We start from the raw sequence: 19,458 nt of genomic DNA, 5'->3' as shown, positions 1-19,458 counted from the left end.
TATCCAAGTACAAGATATATGATTCTTTATTTAAGATATCTATTGTGCTTGCTATCTATGATGGAATTAGGCACAATTCAATATTTTATCCATTTAGTTTTGTCAAGGAGGTAACCACTTTATTATTACTTATTGTAGTTTTATTTGAGTTGAAATTTAGATTGCCTAACCCTAGAAAAAATATATTCTTAGTTCTTTTTTTTATTTATGTAATAACGGTTGGTACTTTAACAACATTCGCATTTCTGCATTTGGTTGATAATCCAAAGCTAAGTCCAATAGGAATGCACGTAAAAACAATTGAGTTTTTTATACTCATTTTTTTATTCTCAACGTATGAAGAGGTCACTAAAAGATCTTACTTACATTTAGCCAATTTTTTAATAAATGCTTATGTTGTTTATATCATTTTCAGTGTTATATCATACTTTATTCATTTTCCATTTATAACAGAATTCAGACCATACAGGGGAAGAATAAGTAGTGGTTATCCAACATCAGATAGTCAAAGTATTTCAATTACACTTTTAATATTATTATTTACTAAAGGACAAATTAACAAGTTTATCCTAAAATTTTTTGTGCTTAGTTTGGGGATATTAATGCAAGCAACAACTACTGGATTTGCTACCTATGGCTTCATAATTATCACCGTAATTTTTTTTGGCAGTCGGTTTGTTGGTAAGGAAGCTCTTAGGAAAACATATTATTCTCTATTTTTAATTGGTCTCGTTTTAACAATTATCGTCTCCTTTGTAGTTGGGTATATAGATAAAAAAACACTTGATGCAATCACTGTTATGGTAACATCTAAAAGCGAATTTATAATCTATTACTTTAAATTAAAGGTATTTGGAGTTGATTCTGAGATTAGTAATCATTTGGTTACCGCTACTTATCATATAAGGGGAAACGCTGTAGAAGAAGCAATGACCAAACATAATAGTTTTATTGAGCTATTGTTTGGTAAAGGAGTTGCATTAGCAATTCTAATTGAAAACCAATTTTCCTTTCTGATAAGGTCTTATGGTTATTTAGGACTCTTATTTTATATTTTTTTCATATTTGGTGCTTTATTTTTGGCTAAACAAAAGGGTCGTAACTCTTTTATTTTCTCAATAATGGCTATTTCGATTCTTACGTTGACGAATATTTCACAGATAACTACTTATTTATATCAGATTGCAGTAACCTTTTCTATTGCACTTAGCATTTGCTTTAAACCTCAGTCAAACATGGAAATTAATGAAATTGAATCATAACGAGAAGCTGGTCATTGATTCTCGCATGATTAATGTATCTGGTATTGGAAGATATATTAACTCACTTATACCTGCTTTTGTAGAATTTTTTGGAGAAAAAAATCTAATTCTACTAGGCAGGAAAGATGATATCTCAAAGTGTAAATGGTATAAGGAAAGTTTGAGGGTAATCAATGTTGGAGCATCCATTTATTCATTGAAGGAACAATTGGAGATTCCTTTTAAAATGCCATATTGTGATATTTTTATTTCACCGCATTACAATTTTCCAGTTTTGTCTTTTAGGCAGAAAAAAAACGTGGTTTTCTTTCCAGATGTGAATCATCTTGCAATGAATCAGTCTCTTTCATTTTCAAAAAGACTGTATGCAAGAATCATGTTCAACCTGGCAAGCTTAAGAGCTCATTCGGTTATAACCATATCAGAATTTTCGAAAAGGGAGATTGTAAAATATTTACGCATTCAACCTAAGGAAATTCTGATAGCAAAGTGTGGAGTAGATCGATTGATAGTACATTCTTCAATAAAGATACAATTAGATTCACCCTACTTTTTATTCGTAGGCAATATCAAACCCCATAAGAATTTATACAATGCACTATTGGCTTTTGAACTTGTTCTAAATAAAATTGATAATATTAAATTCTGCATTGTTGGAAAGAGAGAGGGATTTCTTACCGGCGATAGCAGTATTTCTCAATTGCTGAAGGATAAAAAGAAGCTTTATGAAAATGTCATTTTCACTGGATATATAAATGACAAGGAACTTGCATTGTTCTATAAAGAAGCAAAGGCGCTTTTTTTCCCTTCGCTATATGAAGGGTTCGGTTTGCCTCCTCTTGAAGCAATGAGTTTAGGGTGTCCTGTTCTTTGTTCTAACTCATCTTCAATCCCGGAGATTTGTGGGGAAGCCGCAATCTATTGTGATCCTAATAGTGTTACAGATATGTCTCAAAAGCTTATTGAAATTTTAAGTAATTCTGAAATGAGAGAAAGATTAATTATGAAAGGATACGAGAAGGTAGATGAATACTCATGGGATGATTTCAATGAAAAAGTTTTAAAACACATAAAAAGCATATTGGATTAATGAGAGTGGCTATTGTGCATGATGACTTGATGAGGCGGGGTGGTGCTGAAAAAGTGGCCTTAACGATTAGTGAAATATATCAGGAAGCACCAATTTACACTTTAGCATATCGACCTGATTTAACTTATCCGGAGTTCAAAACAAAAAAAATTCACACAACGTGGTTTCAATTTTTTGCAAGGAACGAATTTTTGATGAAATGGTTTTTTTTCCCTTTCGGTTTAATAGCTATGAAATCTTTAAGTGTTAAGGGATTTGATTTAGTAATAATATCAACTACCTACTGTGGTAAATACGTAAAAATTGATCCACAAAGCAGGGTGGTCGCGTATTGCTATACACCATTTAGATTGGCTTGGAATCCCAATTCCTACCCGATTTATACAAATTCAAAAGGAATCCTTAGATATATTTTTAATACTGTCATCAGTATTCTGAGAAAAATTGACCAGCAAGAATCTCAAAAGATAAATCACTTCATTGCAATGACTCGAGAGACTCAGCAGAGACTTATTGAGTCATATAAGCCGGAAAGCTACATACCAATCATTAACCCTTCCGTAGAACTTGATAATTATGAATTATCAAAAAATATTGGAGACTATTACTTAATTGTGTCTCGATTGGAACCATATAAAAAAGTTGATTTGGCAATCAAGGCATTCAATAATTCTAAGAGAAAACTGGTTGTCGTTGGTAGGGGTAGCATGAAGGGGTACTTGAAAAGCATTGCAAATGATAATATTGTATTTCACGAAATGCTTTCAAATTCAGAATTAGCACAATTATATAAGAATTGTAAAGGATTTGTATTTCCTCAGTATGAAGATTATGGATTGACACCAATAGAGGCGAATGCTGCTGGACGGCCGGTTATTGCATTTGGGAAAGGTGGTGTTTTAGACACAATGATTCCATATCATAAAAACCAGAATAAAGCGACAGCTTATTTTTTTTATGAACAATCAGTTGAATCTTTAAATGAAGCTATTACTAATTTTGAAAGGCTTACTTTTGCGCCCGATGTATTACGGAAGAATGCTGAACGGTTTTCTCAAGAAAGATTTAAGAATGAGTTAGAGGCATTCATAGGACAGATAATGAAATGAAAAAGGCATTAATTACAGGTATAACGGGTCAAGACGGAGCTTATTTAGCAGAGTTGTTATTAAACAAGGGATATAAAGTATACGGAGCTTTTAGGAGAACTAGTAGTGAAAATTTTTGGAGAATTGAATATCTAAATATTCGAAATAATCCTAATCTAGAATTAGTTGAATTAGATCTCACAGATCAGGCCAATATCATCAGAATAATTTCCAAATATGAGATTGATGAGATTTACAATCTAGCTGCCCAAAGCTTTGTTGGGGTTTCATTTGAAAAGCCAATAATGACCGGGTTAATTACAGGGTTGGGTGTTACTCACTTGTTAGAAGCCATTCGAATTATCAATCCAAAAATTAGATTTTATCAAGCCTCTACGTCTGAAATGTTTGGCAAAGTACAAGAAATTCCGCAAAAGGAAACTACTCCGTTTTATCCAAGAAGTCCCTACGGTGTTGCTAAACTGTATGGACATTGGATTATGATTAATTATCGTGAATCGTATGATATTTTCGGATGTAGTGGTATTTTATTTAATCATGAATCTCCTTTAAGAGGAAAAGAATTTGTTACTCGAAAAATCACTGATTCGGTTGCCAAGATTAAGCTCGGGCTACAAGATTCGATTGATCTAGGCAACCTCGATGCAAAAAGAGATTGGGGGTTTGCAAAAGAATATGTTGAAGGGATGTATTTGATGCTTCAGCAAGAAGCAGCAGATGACTATGTTCTAGCTACTGGAGTTACGAGTACAGTAAGAGACTTTGTCACTTTGGCATTTAAAGAAATAGAAATAGATATTGAGTGGAATGGTCAAGAAGAAAATGAGACAGGTATAGATTCGAAAACTGGAAGAACGCTTGTTAAGGTCAATCCAAAATTTTATCGACCAGCTGAAGTGGAACTACTAATAGGGGATGCTTCGAAGGCAAAATCTAAACTTGGATGGAAACCGGAAACAAATTTATCTAATCTAACCAAATTAATGGTTCAGTCAGATCTTCAAAGAAATAACGATGGAGCCTCTTTCTAAAAAAAGAGTTTTAATTACAGGAGCAGAAGGTTTTACTGGTCAACATTTAACTTCTTATTTAGAAGATAAAGATTTTGATGTCATTGGCACATCTCTTAATTCTGGTAGAAGCAAGATGATCCAGTTGAATATTGACGATGTTGAAAACATTAGGAGGGTGGTAAAGGATACTCGTCCTGATTTTATAGTGCATTTGGCTGCTATATCATTTGTTAATCATCCAAATTCCTTAGATTTTTATCGCATTAATACATTGGGCACTGAAAATCTATTGAAATCCTTAATTGATGTTTCCCATGTTCCACAAAAGATATTGATACCAAGTAGTGCGACCATTTACGGTAATCAAGGTGTCACAGTTCTTGATGAAAGCATGGTTCCAAAACCAGCCAATCACTACGGGTGCTCTAAATTGGCAATGGAAAGAATTGTATTCAATTACTTTGAGAGATTACCTCTTTTGATATCCAGGCCGTTTAATTATACTGGCCCTCGGCAAGGCGATAACTTTCTAATTCCAAAACTTGTAAATCATTTTAAAAATCGTGAGGATGTAATTGAGCTTGGAAATATAGATGTTAAAAGAGAGTTTAATAGTATAGATTTCTTATGTGAGGTTTATTTCAGATTGTTAATGAGTGATGTGCATTCTCAAATTCTTAATGTATGCTCCTCAATCACCTATTCAATCACTGAAATTTTAAATGAACTTGAACAATTAGCGCGACATCAAATTGAAATAAAAGTGAATCCGAAATTTGTAAGGAAGAATGAGATCTTCGAATTAAGGGGATCAACAAGCTTGCTTTCTACTTTTATCCAGATACCAGAATCTAAACCAATATGTGATACATTGAAAGATATGCTTGAGAATTAAACCTCAGCTATAACTTGTATATTACTATTGAACTTTAGCATTACCTTTGCAATCAGTTAATGCCATCTAATCAAAGATATTCCCAATATTTCCCCATACTATTTCTCCTCGTAGATTTAGTCTGTTTAAATATTGGCGTGTTTTCGGCGAACGAATATCGTTTTGGATATCTAGTTCCTTCTGAAGATTATCAGCTTTTACAGGTTATCTTAAATGTAGTTTGGATAGGTGTTTTCTTTAGCTCTAATCTCCAAAGAATCAATCGAAACTCTCGACTCCTTGATCACCTGAATAAGGTGCTAACAGGTCTCGTTATTAATCTTTCCATTGTTTTTGCTCTTTGGTTTGCTTTACAGCCTGTTGATTATTCCAGAAAATATCTATTTGCTACCTATTTAGTTTTTACTATTCTAATCCTTGGGTGGAGGAGTATTTGGCATTATTTGATCAGGTACTACCGAATAAAGGGCTACAACATTAGAAGAGTGGTGATTATTGGGAAAGGAGACTTGTCTGAGTCTCTTGGACAATATTTTAAGGAAACACCTGAGCTGGGTTATCAACTCGTTGGAGTTGTAGATGATAAAGGTGAGTCTGATCCACCTTTAAGTGAATTTGAAACCTATACACTCGACAAAGGAGCAGATATCGTTTTTTGTTGCCTTCCTCAGTTAAGCGATGTACAAGTTAAAGATGTGATTGATTTTGCTGAGAATAATTTGATAAAAGTCAATCTGATTTCGCAATTTAGTAGGCTTTCAAATTATAACCTTTCCATTGAGCAGTTCGGAAGTATTCCAATAATAAACGTTAACACCATTCCATTGGATAGTTTGATGAACCGATTTATCAAGCGTTCATTTGATATCGTGTTCTCTTCAATATTTATCATTTTAATCTTCTCATGGCTGGTTCCAATTATCGGATTACTCATTAAAATGGAATCAAAAGGACCGATCTTCTTTAAGCAAAAGAGAGATGGTAAGGATAACAAAGACTTCCTATGCTGGAAGTTTCGGACCATGACCTTTCAAAAAAATGCTGAGTTCAAACAAGCAACCAAAAACGATAATCGAATCACCAAAATTGGAGCGATCCTAAGAAAAACTTCTATTGATGAACTTCCTCAATTCATTAATGTATTTTTAGGTGACATGTCAGTAGTGGGTCCACGTCCTCATCCAATAAAGCTTAACGAAGAGTTCCAACCAAAAATTGATCGGTTTTGGCAGAGACATGCAGTTAAGCCTGGAATAACAGGGCTTGCACAAGCAAGGGGGTTTAGAGGAGAGACATCTGAGTTAAGTGACATGAGCGGGCGAGTGAAATTGGATCGTTTCTACGTTAAGAATTGGTCATTGATTCTAGATCTCAAGATTATAATATTGACCGCAATGGCAATTATCAAAGGGGATCAAAACGCGTATTAGCTGTTAGCTTTGGCCTTTAGCTATTGGCTGCTTAAAACACTAATAAGTTATGTTGAGCTAACACATTCAATGCGAATGAAAAGATCAATTTAACTCCCTTTAGGGCAGGGGTAAATCAAATTGATTTCTAATTAATAAATAACCTGAGTTCGATACTAGAACTCTAGATTTATTCAGACTCACTAAGTCTCCTCTTTGTGAGCGGTCAGACGTTTCTAAGAAAAGGTGGGTCTACAAGAAATTCGTCTTTTATTGAATGAAATTTGAGTGAAAAGGAAATTTTTTTTTCAAAAAACCCACCCCTATCCCTCCAAGGAGGGGATTTTAGGCATTTTCCTTTATTCTTACGTCGAACTCAGGTTAAACAACAAAAAGCAATACTTTACTGTGGAAGATCACAGAAAGTTGGTGTTTTGAAAATTAATCACAGAATAATTTTCGGATTTAAACTCTAATTCTCCGGCATATACAATACATCCTTTTTCTGCACTTTTAGATAATACTCTGAACTTATTTATCGCATTGGCGAAACGGTCATGGAAAGTCATTGCCGCTTTTATCTCAATTGGAATTAATTTTCGCCTTTCTTCGATAAGCAAATCAACCTCATTTCCATGGTTATCTCTAAAGAAGTAAAGACTAGGAGAAAGTCCCCGATTATACCTACTTTTTAGAAGATCAATAATGACAAGGTTTTCAAAAAGACCACCTAATAAAGGATCTCTGCTTACTTCTGAAGGGGTTTTTATATCTAATAGATAGCTGACCAAGCCTATCTCGGTAAAATAAATTTTTGGTGACTTAATAAGCCTCTTACCAAAGTTATTGTAATAAGGGGGTAGCCTATAGATGATATATGAGGCTTCTAAAACAGATAACCACTCAGCTAGTGTGGTAGAAGATACTCCAACGTCATTGGATAAAGAACTTAAATTGAGAACCTGACCCACTCTTCCCGCAAGCAATTTGAGAAAAATTCTAAAGGAGGTTAGATTCCTGATATTTATTTGTTGTCTCAAATCCCTTTCTATGTAAGTTTCTAAATAGTTCCCATATGCCTTAAAGGGGTGTTGATTTTGATCATAAATTCTAGGGAGGAAACCCATTGAAAGATAATCATCTCTATTGAGCTCTTGACCGTTTCTAGTGAGCTCATTGATAGAAAGTGGTAACAGTTTTAATATGGCTGTACGGCCAGCAAGTGATTGCGAAACAGATTGGCTTAGTTCAAACTGGTTACTCCCTGTAAGAATAAACTCACCTACTTTATTTGTTTCATCCACCATAACTTGTATGTAGGAAAGCAAATCCGGGACTCTTTGGATTTCATCGATAATCAGAGGTCGCTTAAATCGATTAAAAAAAGCATTGGGATCATTCATTGCAAGAAAACGGTGATCTGGAAGTTCCAAGTTTACATATTGGTGTTGATCAAAAACATACTTTGCAAGGGTTGTTTTTCCAGCCTGCCTCGGTCCAAGAATGGTTACAACAGGGTACTCTTTGGAGAGCCTTCGAAGTTCTGTTTCAATTTCACGATGAATCATTATTGTACTAAATTCAAGTGTAACTTTAAATTTACACAAATAATTATGTATTTTCTTCTTTACAAATCTTTCATTTTTATTATAATAGAAAAGAATGAAACCAATTTAATCACCCTTTAGGGTTGCTGTAAACAAATTGATTATCGTGTTGATTATATCAAACCCTAGAATCATAAAGTTCCAGCCATGTCCATTATGTACTTTTGCGGAATGAAAAACATTCTTGTGACAGGTGGTCTAGGCTTTATTGGCTCACATACGGTAGTGGAACTACATCATAGGGGATACAATCCAATCATTGTTGATAACCTTTCAAACTCCCAAGAAGAGGTGCTTAATCGTCTAAAAAAAATCACGGGGACTCAATTTACATTTTTAAATATCGACTTGGTTGATTTTGACAAAACAAGGCAAATATTCAGCGATCAAATCATTGATGGAGTCATCCATTTTGCAGCATATAAGGCAGTGGGCGAATCAGTTGAGAAACCTTTAGATTATTACGAGAACAACTTAGGTTCACTTATTAATCTGCTGAAACTATCCCAAGAGTTTAGAGTATCAAATTTTATATTTTCATCATCTTGTACGGTCTACGGTCAACCTGATAGACTGCCAGTAGACGAATCGTTTCCCAAACTACCCGCTGAATCACCTTATGGAAAAACAAAACAAGTTTGTGAGGAAATCATCGAGGATTATTGCAAATCAAATCCTGATTTTAAAGCGATCTCCTTACGTTACTTCAATCCCACAGGTGCGCACGAGTCTGCACTCATTGGAGAATTACCTCTAGGTATTCCAAACAATTTGGTTCCTTTCATTACGCAAACAGCAGCTGGTATCAGGGAAAAGCTGAATGTTTTCGGTGGTGATTATAATACACCGGATGGCACATGTATACGAGATTACATCCATGTGGTAGACTTAGCCAATGCACATATTGCAGCACTAGAGCATGCTGAAAAAATGGATACCAACTATGATATGTTTAATGTCGGAACAGGAAAAGGAAATTCTGTTTTGGAGGTTATTCAGTCTTTTGAAAAGGTCACCGGAATTAGTCTAAACTATGAGATTGTAGATCGGAGACCTGGTGACATTGAAAAGATATATGCAGACACAAAAAAAGTCAATAGTATCTTGGGATGGAAAGCTGAGAGAGACCTGGATAACATGATGAAAACTGCTTGGGAGTGGCAAAAATCACTTTCAATCAAGGAATGATCTTTTTTTACCTATAAAATCAAGCATTTTACCGAAATAGTTAAATATTCCCTTTAAAAATTGACATTTTTAAGGTTCTTTAATATTCTTAATCCCTAATCACAAAATAATCGATGAGTTTGCCGCTAGCCATAGCAACGTCTTTCTTGGTCACTCTCACTTTAATGCCTGTCATTATAAGAGTGTTCAGATCGATCGATTTATTAGATAGGCCTGATAAGCGAAAAATACATAGTATAAGCACACCCTCTTTAGGAGGCATTGCCATATTTATTGGAATATTTCTTGCAATAATAATGGCGGGATCAATGACTGAAATAGCGTCAGAAAAATATTTCATCGGAGGTGCTGTTTTAATATTCCTACTTGGAGTTAGGGATGATCTTTCGAGTCTTATGGCGCACCACAAACTAGTTGTTCAGATATTCTCCGCATTTCTAGTGGTGTATTTCGGGGGAATTAAAATAGAAGGCCTTCATGGTTTATTTGGAATTAATAATTTCCCATGGGTCATTGATGAAATTTTTACAGTTTTCGTTATTGTCGTGATGACCAATGCATTCAATCTAATAGATGGAATTGATGGTCTTGCCGGTAGCATAGCTTTGGTAATTGCTGCTTTCTTAGGATGGGCTGCCTTGCAAAGTGGCTATTTGATAGACGCTACTTTCGCATTTGCAATCGTTGGAGCTTCACTAGGTTTCCTATTATATAACTGGTACCCATCTAAAGTATTTATGGGTGATACAGGTTCTATGGTATACGGCTTCATGCTTACAATTCTCATGGTGAAATTCCTAGCAGTACCAACTCCACCTTCTGTTATTGAAGCACCTGTGGCAACCAGCCTCGCACTATTTGTCTTACCAGTTTATGATACTTTGCGTGTTTTTATTATTCGATTTGCAACAGGCAGACCCCCATTGGCTCCAGATAGAAATCACATACATCACGTTCTACTGAAGCTGGGTTTTAACCATTCTTCATCGACAATGCTCTTAATAGGTTACAACATCTTAATCTTGGTTTTTGTAGTTACTTTTCAATCCTTAGGTGAATTGTGGATCATGCTCCTGATGACAATAACTACCGTGCTTCTTGGGGTATTATTGGATAGAAAACTGATCAAAAGAGAAGCCTCAAGACTTGCTAAACTCATTCCTCCAGAAATTAAACTTAGCAAGGAACATACCTCCCTATAATTTGTATTTTTGCAATCCAAAATTGAATTGTTGGATATGCTCGAAAAAGTAAAAGAACTCATTTCTGAGGTAGAATCAGCTGTAGCAAAAACGGATCAGGAAGTTGAAAATTTCCGTCTCAAATTTGTGGGACGAAACAATGTTATCAATGATCTATTTGATGAGTTCAAAAGTGTTCCCTCTGAACAAAAAAGAGAATTGGGCCCTGCTTTAAACAAATTAAAGAATCAGGCTCAGGAAAAATTAAAAGAGTTATCCAATGCTTTAAATTCTCAAAGCTCGTCTGTTTCAGATGTTGACGTAACTCTTCCTGGTACATTTGGAAAAGAGGGTTCAGTTCATCCAATTTCACAAACGAAAAGTCGAATCATTGAAATATTTGAGCGACAAGGTTTTAACGTAGAAGATGGTCCTGAGATAGATAATGATTGGAATAATTTTACTGCACTTAACTTCCCTGAGAATCATCCTGCCCGTGAAATGCAAGACACATATTTTGTGGAAAAAAATCCGGATATACTATTGCGGACTCACACTTCCAATGTGCAGATTCGATTGATGAATAAAAAGAAACCACCCATTCGATCCATCATGCCTGGCCGTGTTTATAGGAATGAAGCTATATCAGCAAGAGCTCATTGCTTCTTTCATCAGGTAGAGGGGTTGGTTGTTGGTGAGAATATCAGCTTTAAAGATTTAAAAAATACACTTTACCATTTCTCTAAAGAGATGTTTGGTAAGGAGACAAAAATTAGATTACGACCTTCTTATTTTCCATTTACCGAACCGAGTGCTGAGATTGATATCAGCTGTTTTATATGCGGTGGCTCAGGTTGCAAGATTTGTAAACAAACGGGATGGGTTGAGATAGCTGGATCTGGAATGGTGGACCCCAATGTGCTCGAAAATTGCGGAATAGACTCAACTAAGTACAGTGGATTTGCTTTCGGAATGGGAATCGAACGAATAACAATGCTCAAATATCAAATTGATGATTTGAGGTTATTTTCTGAGAACGATATTCGATTTCTGAAGCAGTTTTAAGTAATTCTATGTCTTTGCGGAAATACAGCAAAGAAAAAATTCAAATAGACTTCAACCTTCCCCTACCTCGAATCGTCGAACCGCTCCCGGGAGGGGATTTGTTGATTAAATTCAGAGAAGATCAGCGATAATCTTGTCTTCTGTTATTCCCTCTGCCTCTGCTTTAAAGTTTCTTACAATCCTGTGCCTTAGAACTGGAGCTGCTACTCGCTTAATGTCCTCAATGTCAGGTGAGTATTTCCCATTTATAAGTGCATTGCATTTTGCTGCTAGAATCAAAAATTGACCTGCTCTTGGGCCAGCACCCCATTCGAGGTATTCCTTAGCGAGGTTGTCTGCTTTGCTACCATCAGGTCTGGTCTTTGCAACAAGATTTACGGTGTAATCAAATACATTGTCAGCTACAGGAACTTTTCTTACAAGCTGTTGATAATTTAAAATAATGTCCTTTGAGACTACTTCGGAAATCTCTTCAGTAATATCAGAGGTCGTTCGTTTTACCACCTCTATTTCTTCTTCGTACTGTGGGTAGTCCAATTTTATCATGAACATAAATCGATCTAATTGAGCTTCCGGTAATGGATAGGTTCCTTCTTGTTCAATTGGATTTTGTGTAGCCAATACAAAAAAGGGTTTATCAAGAGAGTAATTTTTACCAGCAATTGTTACCGCTCCTTCTTGCATTGCTTCAAGTAGCGCTGATTGTGTTTTTGGAGGTGTTCGATTTATCTCATCTGCTAGAATTACATTTGAGAAAATAGGCCCTTGAATGAAGCGAAGGTTTCTTTCTTTATCCAGAGTCTCAGCTCCAAGAATATCTGATGGCATTAAGTCAGGAGTGAACTGAATTCTATTAAAATCCAAGCCGAGACACTTGGAAACTGTTTGCACTAGAAGCGTTTTTGCAAGCCCCGGAACCCCAACTAGCAAAGAGTGACCATTACAAAAAAGCGAGGTTATAAGAAGCCTTACTACATCATTTTGGCCAACAATTTTCTTTGAAATTTCCTTCTCTAATTTTTCAAAATCAGTAGCTAATTCGTCAGCTATTTTAACATCCTTACTTTCAGCCATACATTAATTTTTTATAATCTCTCGTTCTTAATCGTATCCTAGTTCGTGAGGTTACAATAATTATACTCAGGGTCAATTTCAATGAAGACATTGCCTCTTGCCTTATCAAACCATTGAGATATTTTTTTATTTTTCTTTTGAGCGAGAGCTGCAGCAGCAATTTTTTGATAGTCAATATCAAGATTCGCTTGATGGGGGGGTATTTTATTTTTATAGAAAATAATTCTAAAAGCATACGTACCATCTTCTTTTTGAAATCTTATTGGTTTGGTGATGTTTCCAATTTTCATTGTATCGATGGTGAAGAAGATGTTGGGATCCAATTGATCAGCGGGAATCCGAAGTGCTCCTGTTTCATCCTGAAAGAAGCCACCAGCTGATGAAGTAACCTGATCATCTGAATATTCTTTTGCTGCAGACTGGAAGGTAATGCTATCCAATAAAATCACATTCCTTAAACTATCAAGATACCTTTCAGTATTTGCATAATCTTTCTGATTGGGTTGAGGTGTGATGAGAATATGTCTGGATTTATAGGTGTTACCTCTTTTTTCTTGTAATTGGATCAGGTGAAAACCAAATTGTGATTCAACAGGCATTGAAACCTCTCCAGGTTTTAAGGATAATGCAGTAGCTTCATACTCTGGTGCGAGCTCACCACGACTATAAAATCCAAGTTGACCTCCATTAGCAGCAGATCCAGGATCTTGAGAATATTTTTTTGCCAGCACTTCGAATGAGATCCCGCTTTCTATTTGACTTCTGAGATCAAGGAGCAAGTTCCTTACTTTATCTTTTTGTTCTTTACCAGGCTCAGCTTCTTTCACAATCTGAGCAATCGAAACTTCCGTAGAAAAATAGGGTAATGAGTCAGTGGGTATATCCTTAAAAAACTTTTTAACCTCTGATGGAGTCACTTTAAGATTGGCTGTAAGCTCTGATTGCATCCTTTGTATCGTCAATTGTTCTTTGATGTTATCAAATATTTCAGAACGAATTTGATCAATAGTTTTCCCGTAAGCCTTTTCTATTGCTTCCTCTCCTCCAAATTGTTGAGCCATGACTGCCATCCTTCTATCTAAATTGCTGTTTACTTCTACGTCCAAAACGAAAATCGAGTCAATCTCCGATTGAGCCATTAGCATTTTATTTACCACTATCTGTTGAAGTATTTGACACTTAGCATTGCTGCCCCTCATTTGACCTCTTGATAAAAAATCAAGGTATGATCTTTCAAGTTCAGATTTTAGAATGATATAATCATCAACCTTAGCGATGATCTTATCAATCACAACCTCATTAGACTGTGCAATTGAAATGAAGGACAATGTAAATGCTATGCTAGTTATTATAAATTTCAAACGCATTTGTCTGTTCTGCTTCTTCATAAATTTCCTTTTCCAGCTCTTTCTTCAGAGCAATTTTTCGCTTGTTTATTATAATGTCAGTGACACTCTCCTTAATAAATTCCAAAGGAGCAATTTCGCCGATGAGCTTGAATTCAAAAATCTTCAAAAAATAAATAAACTCCTCATCTGAGACTTCTATACTCGAATTAGATTTTAAAAAATTAGATTTATCACTGATGTCTTTTAGGGGAGTTTCGAGAAGTACTTCATCAAATTTCACCCAAACTGAGTCTTCTATGAAAGCCTTTACAGCATGTGTTCCAGCATATTCCCAAATTTGAGTCGTATCAGCTGGGTAGTTCTTAAGATTTCTCCTAAATCTCCAAATGTCTGGGGCGTTGGAAGGTATTTTAAAATAAATGCATTTTGCAAGATTTTGTCTTAAAACAAAGTTTTCGGACTTTTCAGCGTAATAGGCCTTAATCTCATCATCAGCAACTTGCTCATTTAGATTGGCATCAATATATTTTTGTTCAAGTTCGTGAACCATTAAAGCATACTGATAATCCAATACTTTTTTTTGAATTCTTGCTTCATTAAAGTCTATGGCTTGTTCTGCCCGACTAATCATCAACTGTTTTTTGACCCAGTCAGTGACAAATTTTTCTACAAAAACGGAACTGTCTAATGGTGATAGATTAGCTGGTATCAATTCTTTGATGCTATTTTCTTCCAGTTCTTTATCACCTACACGGGCAATCACCTTCTTGGTAGATGTTTCCTTTGGCTGGAAATATTGACATCCAGCTAGAGTAAAAAATATTGAATAAAAAATGATGAAATTTCTCACCTAAGGATACATTTTAATAAGCCTGCAAATATTGTGATTCTTTTCAGTAGAGAACTCAATTTTGTCCATTATTCTTTTTACAAGCATAAGACCAAGCCCACCTTGTCTGCGGGAAGAAACCAATTCCTCCATGGATGGGGATTCATAATTGTTTATGTCAAACCCTACACCTTTATCTCTAAAAGTGAAAACTATTTGCTTGGTTTTGAAAACAATATCAAACTCAATATGACTTTCTGGATTACAGTTATTTGAATGAATAATAAGATTGGCGCATACTTCGTCAACGGCCAATACAAGCTTGTGAGCTTGCAAGTCAGGGACTTTGTGTTGTTCAAGCATATCAGAGGTGAATTGACGAATTTTCACCAATTCCTCTTTTTTGCACCCTATGGTTACTTTATTACTCATTAAACGAGCTAATTGCTCCTTCTTTATTTTCTACTATTGTTAATAATTTTTCTAATCCAAGAATTTCAAAAACCTGCCTTACAGTTTCATTTATTCCAAACAGTGTGAGTTTTATCTCTTTTAGTTTGAATTCATCGAGATGAGAAATGAATACGCCTAAACCAGCCGATGAGATATAGTCCAGCCGCGACAAATCAACAATAATCTTTTTTTCGCCTTGCTCCATTGCTGACTTAATTGCATCATCCAGATAGATGCTGGACCCAGCATCTATTTCTCCATCTACTTTTATTAAATGGATGTCATCTATTTTTTCCGTTGTTATATCAGCCATTTTTTTGTCTGTCTTTAAACTGAACGACTACTAAAGTGTAATCATCATCTATTATCATCTCTCCAATAAATTCAGCGAGATCATTTTTAATTCCTTCCTTCACTAAGTCTGGTGATTTAGAGGCGTGAGTGGTGAATGACTCCTTCAATCTTTCACTTCCAAATTGAGCTCCGTCACGGTTCTTCGCCTCCGTAATACCATCTGTATACAGGAGTAATGTATCTCCCGCATGATAGTTTACTGTATTGCTATGAACGTATTCTGAATAGCTTGAGTTTCTAACAATTCCTAAGCCCATTCCATCACATTTCAGAAAATCTACATTGTTTTCATTTTTACAGTAAAACAGACTAGGACAGTGTCCTGCTCTTGAAAAATGTAAAATATTATCGTCTGTATTTATGTCAAAATATGTAGCGGTAATGAAGGAAGTTTTTTCAAGGCACTGACTTAACGCAATGTTTGCCATTTTGTTGAACTCTACGGGAGAAAGCCCCTGACTTGCAAGACTGTGAAATACTCCTTTCATTTGAGCCATTTGAAATGCAGCACTCGTTCCTTTGCCAGAAACATCACCTATAATTAAGCCGAACTTATTTTCCTGGTATTCAAGAATATCATAATAATCACCTCCAACTTCATCTGCGGCCATACTAAAGGCAGCCATTGTAAGGTGATCGTTATTTATAAGTTCTGTAGGTAATAAACTCTTCTGAACATTTTTGGCGATCTTCAACTGCTCCTTATACCGTTCATTTTCAATGGACTCTTTTATCAAGGATAGGTTTTCGAGTGAAATACTTGCTTGGTTAACAAATGTGGTAATGATGTTTACCATTTCTCTGTTAAATGCTTCTGAAACCTCATTTAGAAGAACGATGTAGCCGATTTGCTTATTCTGAACCATCATCGGTAATGCTATGATGGACTTGAATTTCGAATGCTTCAAGTCATCGGTCATTTTTCCTGAAGAAATTTCACTTCTGAGTTTAAAATCAATAATGGACTTAATTGTATCGCTCTTGATTGAAGCTTTAATTTCATTTACATCAGCATTATTTAGATTTCTGATTACTTGATTTGTACCTGTTTCTTCATTGATTTCAAGCCAAGCTGCATCAGCAAAAACTGCACTCATAGAACTCTCTAGAAGTATTTCATAGGTTTGATCTTTAGTCTCTCCGCGAGGGATGGATTGACTTAACTTTTGGAAATCCAATGCCTCCTTTAATTTCTGTTCAAATACTGATGAGGTTGGTAAATTGAACAGTGTAACTAGGATGGAAATCATTGCATACAGGAATAGGAAAATAAACGCTCCCCAAATAAATACTCTATCAAAAAGGTCTAAGACCAAAACATTGGTATTCGAAAAATTGAGCAAGTTGAGAAGGAAATGATAGAGATAAATTGCTGAGAGCAATATGAATAAAATTCCTTTCCACTTCTGTTTGAAGTTAAGATAGGCGACCCATTTGAGGTTAAATACCAAGATAACAGAAAAACAGCCTAGAATTACAAGAGCTACTCTGAAATTAGCGTCTACATAAGAAAGGCCAAAAAAATCAAATAACAAGCTGCCAACCAAAGCGATCTCGAAGAAGCTCCATAACTGGAGTAGATTTTTAGACTTTTGGTAGAGTATTAGTCGTTTCCAGACAACCATTGTAGATACCATGAAGATTACCACAAGTCCTACCAAAATATTATAAAAGAAATTGACAGTAAGCGGACTTTCCACTAACGTGCTCTGAGCAAAAACAGTAAAAAATAACCTGATTGCCAGGGAAATTAATGTTGTAATAAGCCCTGTAATAAATACTTTCCAAAGCAGGTCTGTGAAGTTTAGACTATCGGCCTTGGTGATCATGTATCGGTAATAGGCGAAAGTAGAAATTACAAATCCAGTGAAGCACAGCTGAGGAAAGAAGTTAGAAAAATCCACCTTCATGTCATAGTTCTGCACGAATAACAGGTAAATACTTGAGCCTGTAAACAAGAGCCAGCAGATAATTGCTCCCAGAAAGCTTAACCGTATTTTTACCTTTTCTGACACGGCGACAAAAATACAGACCTTAGGCTACATAATGGCTACTGAGATACCTAGAGTGGTTAAAGTATGTTAAGGAATTAAGTCAAGAATTTTCTGTAAATACTTCTGATCCACTTCATCAAAGTCTGACAGCTGATCGCTATCTACATCAAGCACTCCTATTGTGGTGTTATTTTTCTTTACTGGGATCACAATCTCGGATTTCGATGCGGACGCACAAGCAATATGTCCGGGAAACTCATCCACATTTGGCACTATGAGCGTTTGGTTCCTTTGCCAACTGGATCCACAGACACCTTTGCCTTTTTTTATTCGAGTGCATGCAACTGGACCTTGAAAGGGTCCTAGCACTAATTCATCTTCTGAATCGACAAGGTAAAATCCTACCCAAAAAAAATTCATTCCTTCTTTCAATGCAGCAGCAATATTAGCCAGATTCGCAATGAGATTTTTTTCACCATAAAGCAATCCATTGATCTGAGGAATGAGCGCCTCGTATTTTTCCTCTTTCGTTCCTTCTTTGATTAGTGTTAAATCCTCAGCCATGGTTGTTTCTGTAAATCGTTAATTGATCGTCAAAAATAGTTTCTTCTTTCTCCACTTTTCCTTCTATTTCTGGTGCAGCTATTCCTTTACCAAAAGTTACTTCAGAAGTGAATACACGTGCTTCATCCCAACAATTTTCGTTGATAAAAGAGTTCAAGACCGAAGATCCCCCCTCAACAATAACAGATTGAATTTTTCTTTCATTCAGTTGACGCAGGACACTCCATGGATTATTCATATCCGTTTTGATCCATTCAATGTTCTTTGACTTTTCACTTTTTAGTGCATTCAGCACCAATGTCGGCGCGTCTTCATTGAAGAGATTAAATGTTTTATTTACCTCCAGGTTGCTATCCAGAAGCACCCGAATTGGATTGTTACCCCTCCACTCCCTTGAAGTCAATAAAGGATCGTCATGAATCGCAGTATTCTTGCCGACTAAAATGGCATCTTCTTCCGTGCGCCACTTGTGGACCATCTGCCGTGAATATGAATTACTGATCCACTTGGAATCAAAGTTTTCTCTGGCTACAAACCCATCGGAAGTTTGTGCCCACTTCAAAATAACATACGGTCGTTCCTTTTGAACAGAAGTAAAGAATCGTTTATTCAATTCAATCGCTTCTTTTTCTAGAATTCCTAAATCAACATCTAAGCCAGCTTTCTGTAGTTTTTCAATGCCTTTCCCGTCCACTTGACCAAAAGGATCACGACAAGCTACTACAATACGTTTGATCTTTTTCTCTATCAGTAAATCCGCACATGGAGGTGTTTTTCCATGATGGGCACAAGGTTCCAGCGTGACATATGCAGTGCACTCAGGGAAGATTGAGTGATCTTTCGCTGAATGAATGGCATTGACTTCCGCATGCGCCTCTCCATATTTCTTGTGATAGCCTTCACCAATGATTTTATCTTGATGTACAATGACGCAACCTACCATTGGATTAGGGGAAACACTCCCTCTTCCTAACTCGGCAAGTTCGAGTGCACGTTGCATATATCGGCTATCATTCACTGAG

At 35.8% G+C, this 19,458-nt stretch carries 18 protein-coding genes; 9 read left to right on the top strand and 9 right to left on the bottom strand.

Annotated features, from left to right (window positions below; translation table 11 throughout):
• Nucleotides 1–44 precede the first annotated feature (44 nt).
• From ACOMC3_RS15540 to ACOMC3_RS15515, 6 genes are all read left to right on the top strand, one after another.
• The gene (locus ACOMC3_RS15540; protein WP_420316803.1) at nt 45–1,262 is read left to right on the top strand and encodes a hypothetical protein; all 1,218 of its coding nucleotides are present in this window, start codon (nt 45–47) and stop codon (nt 1,260–1,262) included.
• Entirely contained in the window at nt 1,246–2,352 is a 1,107-nt protein-coding gene (locus ACOMC3_RS15535) for a glycosyltransferase family 4 protein (RefSeq protein ID WP_420316802.1), read from the top strand. The genes ACOMC3_RS15540 and ACOMC3_RS15535 overlap by 17 nt, the downstream gene beginning before the upstream one ends.
• Before the next feature lie 230 nt (nt 2,353–2,582).
• The gene (locus ACOMC3_RS15530) at nt 2,583–3,461 is read left to right on the top strand and encodes a glycosyltransferase (protein ID WP_420316801.1); all 879 of its coding nucleotides are present in this window, start codon (nt 2,583–2,585) and stop codon (nt 3,459–3,461) included.
• On the top strand, nt 3,458–4,492 hold the full coding sequence (gene gmd, locus ACOMC3_RS15525; protein ID WP_420316800.1) for a GDP-mannose 4,6-dehydratase: 1,035 nt from the start codon (nt 3,458–3,460) through the stop codon (nt 4,490–4,492). The genes ACOMC3_RS15530 and gmd overlap by 4 nt, the downstream gene beginning before the upstream one ends.
• Complete coding sequence (locus tag ACOMC3_RS15520; RefSeq protein WP_420316799.1) at nt 4,476–5,369, top strand: NAD-dependent epimerase/dehydratase family protein; 894 nt, start codon at nt 4,476–4,478, stop codon at nt 5,367–5,369. The genes gmd and ACOMC3_RS15520 overlap by 17 nt, the downstream gene beginning before the upstream one ends.
• Before the next feature lie 59 nt (nt 5,370–5,428).
• Nucleotides 5,429–6,799 carry an undecaprenyl-phosphate glucose phosphotransferase gene (locus ACOMC3_RS15515; RefSeq protein WP_420316798.1) on the top strand — a complete coding sequence of 457 codons (1,371 nt, stop codon included), beginning with the start codon at nt 5,429–5,431 and terminating at the stop codon, nt 6,797–6,799.
• A 395-nt stretch (nt 6,800–7,194) separates the two neighbouring features.
• On the opposite strand, the gene ACOMC3_RS15510 is transcribed toward ACOMC3_RS15515, so the two are convergent.
• Nucleotides 7,195–8,346, bottom strand: coding sequence for an ATP-binding protein (locus ACOMC3_RS15510; RefSeq protein ID WP_420316797.1), 1,152 nt, complete (start codon nt 8,344–8,346; stop codon nt 7,195–7,197).
• Between the two features lie 210 nt (nt 8,347–8,556).
• On the opposite strand from ACOMC3_RS15510, the gene galE reads away from it, so the two are divergent.
• From galE to ACOMC3_RS15495, 3 genes are all read left to right on the top strand, one after another.
• Entirely contained in the window at nt 8,557–9,573 is a 1,017-nt protein-coding gene (gene galE, locus ACOMC3_RS15505; protein ID WP_420316796.1) for a UDP-glucose 4-epimerase GalE, read from the top strand.
• Between the two features lie 164 nt (nt 9,574–9,737).
• Complete coding sequence (locus ACOMC3_RS15500; protein WP_420316795.1) at nt 9,738–10,775, top strand: MraY family glycosyltransferase; 1,038 nt, start codon at nt 9,738–9,740, stop codon at nt 10,773–10,775.
• Nucleotides 10,776–10,811: 36 nt separating this feature from the next.
• Complete coding sequence (locus tag ACOMC3_RS15495) at nt 10,812–11,819, top strand: phenylalanine--tRNA ligase subunit alpha (RefSeq protein ID WP_420316794.1); 1,008 nt, start codon at nt 10,812–10,814, stop codon at nt 11,817–11,819.
• 111 nt (nt 11,820–11,930) lie between these two features.
• On the opposite strand, the gene ACOMC3_RS15490 is transcribed toward ACOMC3_RS15495, so the two are convergent.
• The 8 genes from ACOMC3_RS15490 to ribD all read right to left on the bottom strand — a co-directional run bounded on the left by ACOMC3_RS15490 (nt 11,931) and on the right by ribD (nt 19,454).
• Complete coding sequence (locus ACOMC3_RS15490) at nt 11,931–12,893, bottom strand: AAA family ATPase (protein ID WP_420316793.1); 963 nt, start codon at nt 12,891–12,893, stop codon at nt 11,931–11,933.
• 38 nt (nt 12,894–12,931) lie between these two features.
• Nucleotides 12,932–14,281, bottom strand: a complete 1,350-nt coding sequence (locus ACOMC3_RS15485; protein ID WP_420316792.1) for a foldase protein PrsA — start codon at nt 14,279–14,281, stop codon at nt 12,932–12,934.
• Nucleotides 14,235–15,092, bottom strand: a complete 858-nt coding sequence (locus ACOMC3_RS15480) for a peptidyl-prolyl cis-trans isomerase (RefSeq protein WP_420316791.1) — start codon at nt 15,090–15,092, stop codon at nt 14,235–14,237. The genes ACOMC3_RS15485 and ACOMC3_RS15480 overlap by 47 nt, the downstream gene beginning before the upstream one ends.
• A complete protein-coding gene (locus ACOMC3_RS15475; RefSeq protein WP_420316790.1) occupies nt 15,093–15,503 on the bottom strand; it encodes an ATP-binding protein in 411 nt (136 codons plus the stop codon).
• On the bottom strand, nt 15,496–15,837 hold the full coding sequence (locus ACOMC3_RS15470; RefSeq protein ID WP_420316789.1) for an STAS domain-containing protein: 342 nt from the start codon (nt 15,835–15,837) through the stop codon (nt 15,496–15,498). Before ACOMC3_RS15470 ends, ACOMC3_RS15475 begins: the two co-directional genes overlap by 8 nt.
• A complete protein-coding gene (locus ACOMC3_RS15465; protein ID WP_420316788.1) occupies nt 15,830–17,893 on the bottom strand; it encodes a SpoIIE family protein phosphatase in 2,064 nt (687 codons plus the stop codon). The genes ACOMC3_RS15470 and ACOMC3_RS15465 overlap by 8 nt, the downstream gene beginning before the upstream one ends.
• 66 nt (nt 17,894–17,959) lie before the next feature.
• On the bottom strand, nt 17,960–18,436 hold the full coding sequence (locus tag ACOMC3_RS15460; protein ID WP_420316787.1) for a GAF domain-containing protein: 477 nt from the start codon (nt 18,434–18,436) through the stop codon (nt 17,960–17,962).
• Nucleotides 18,429–19,454, bottom strand: coding sequence for a bifunctional diaminohydroxyphosphoribosylaminopyrimidine deaminase/5-amino-6-(5-phosphoribosylamino)uracil reductase RibD (gene ribD, locus ACOMC3_RS15455; RefSeq protein WP_420316786.1), 1,026 nt, complete (start codon nt 19,452–19,454; stop codon nt 18,429–18,431). The genes ACOMC3_RS15460 and ribD overlap by 8 nt, the downstream gene beginning before the upstream one ends.
• Between the last annotated feature and the right edge of the window lie 4 nt (nt 19,455–19,458).

Origin of the sequence: Ekhidna sp. (assembly GCF_965212185.1) — a bacterium.
Classification (GTDB): Bacteria; Bacteroidota; Bacteroidia; order Cytophagales; family Cyclobacteriaceae; genus Ekhidna.
Note: the sequence above shows the minus strand (reverse complement) of the source record. Positions and strands in the feature narration are given on the sequence as shown.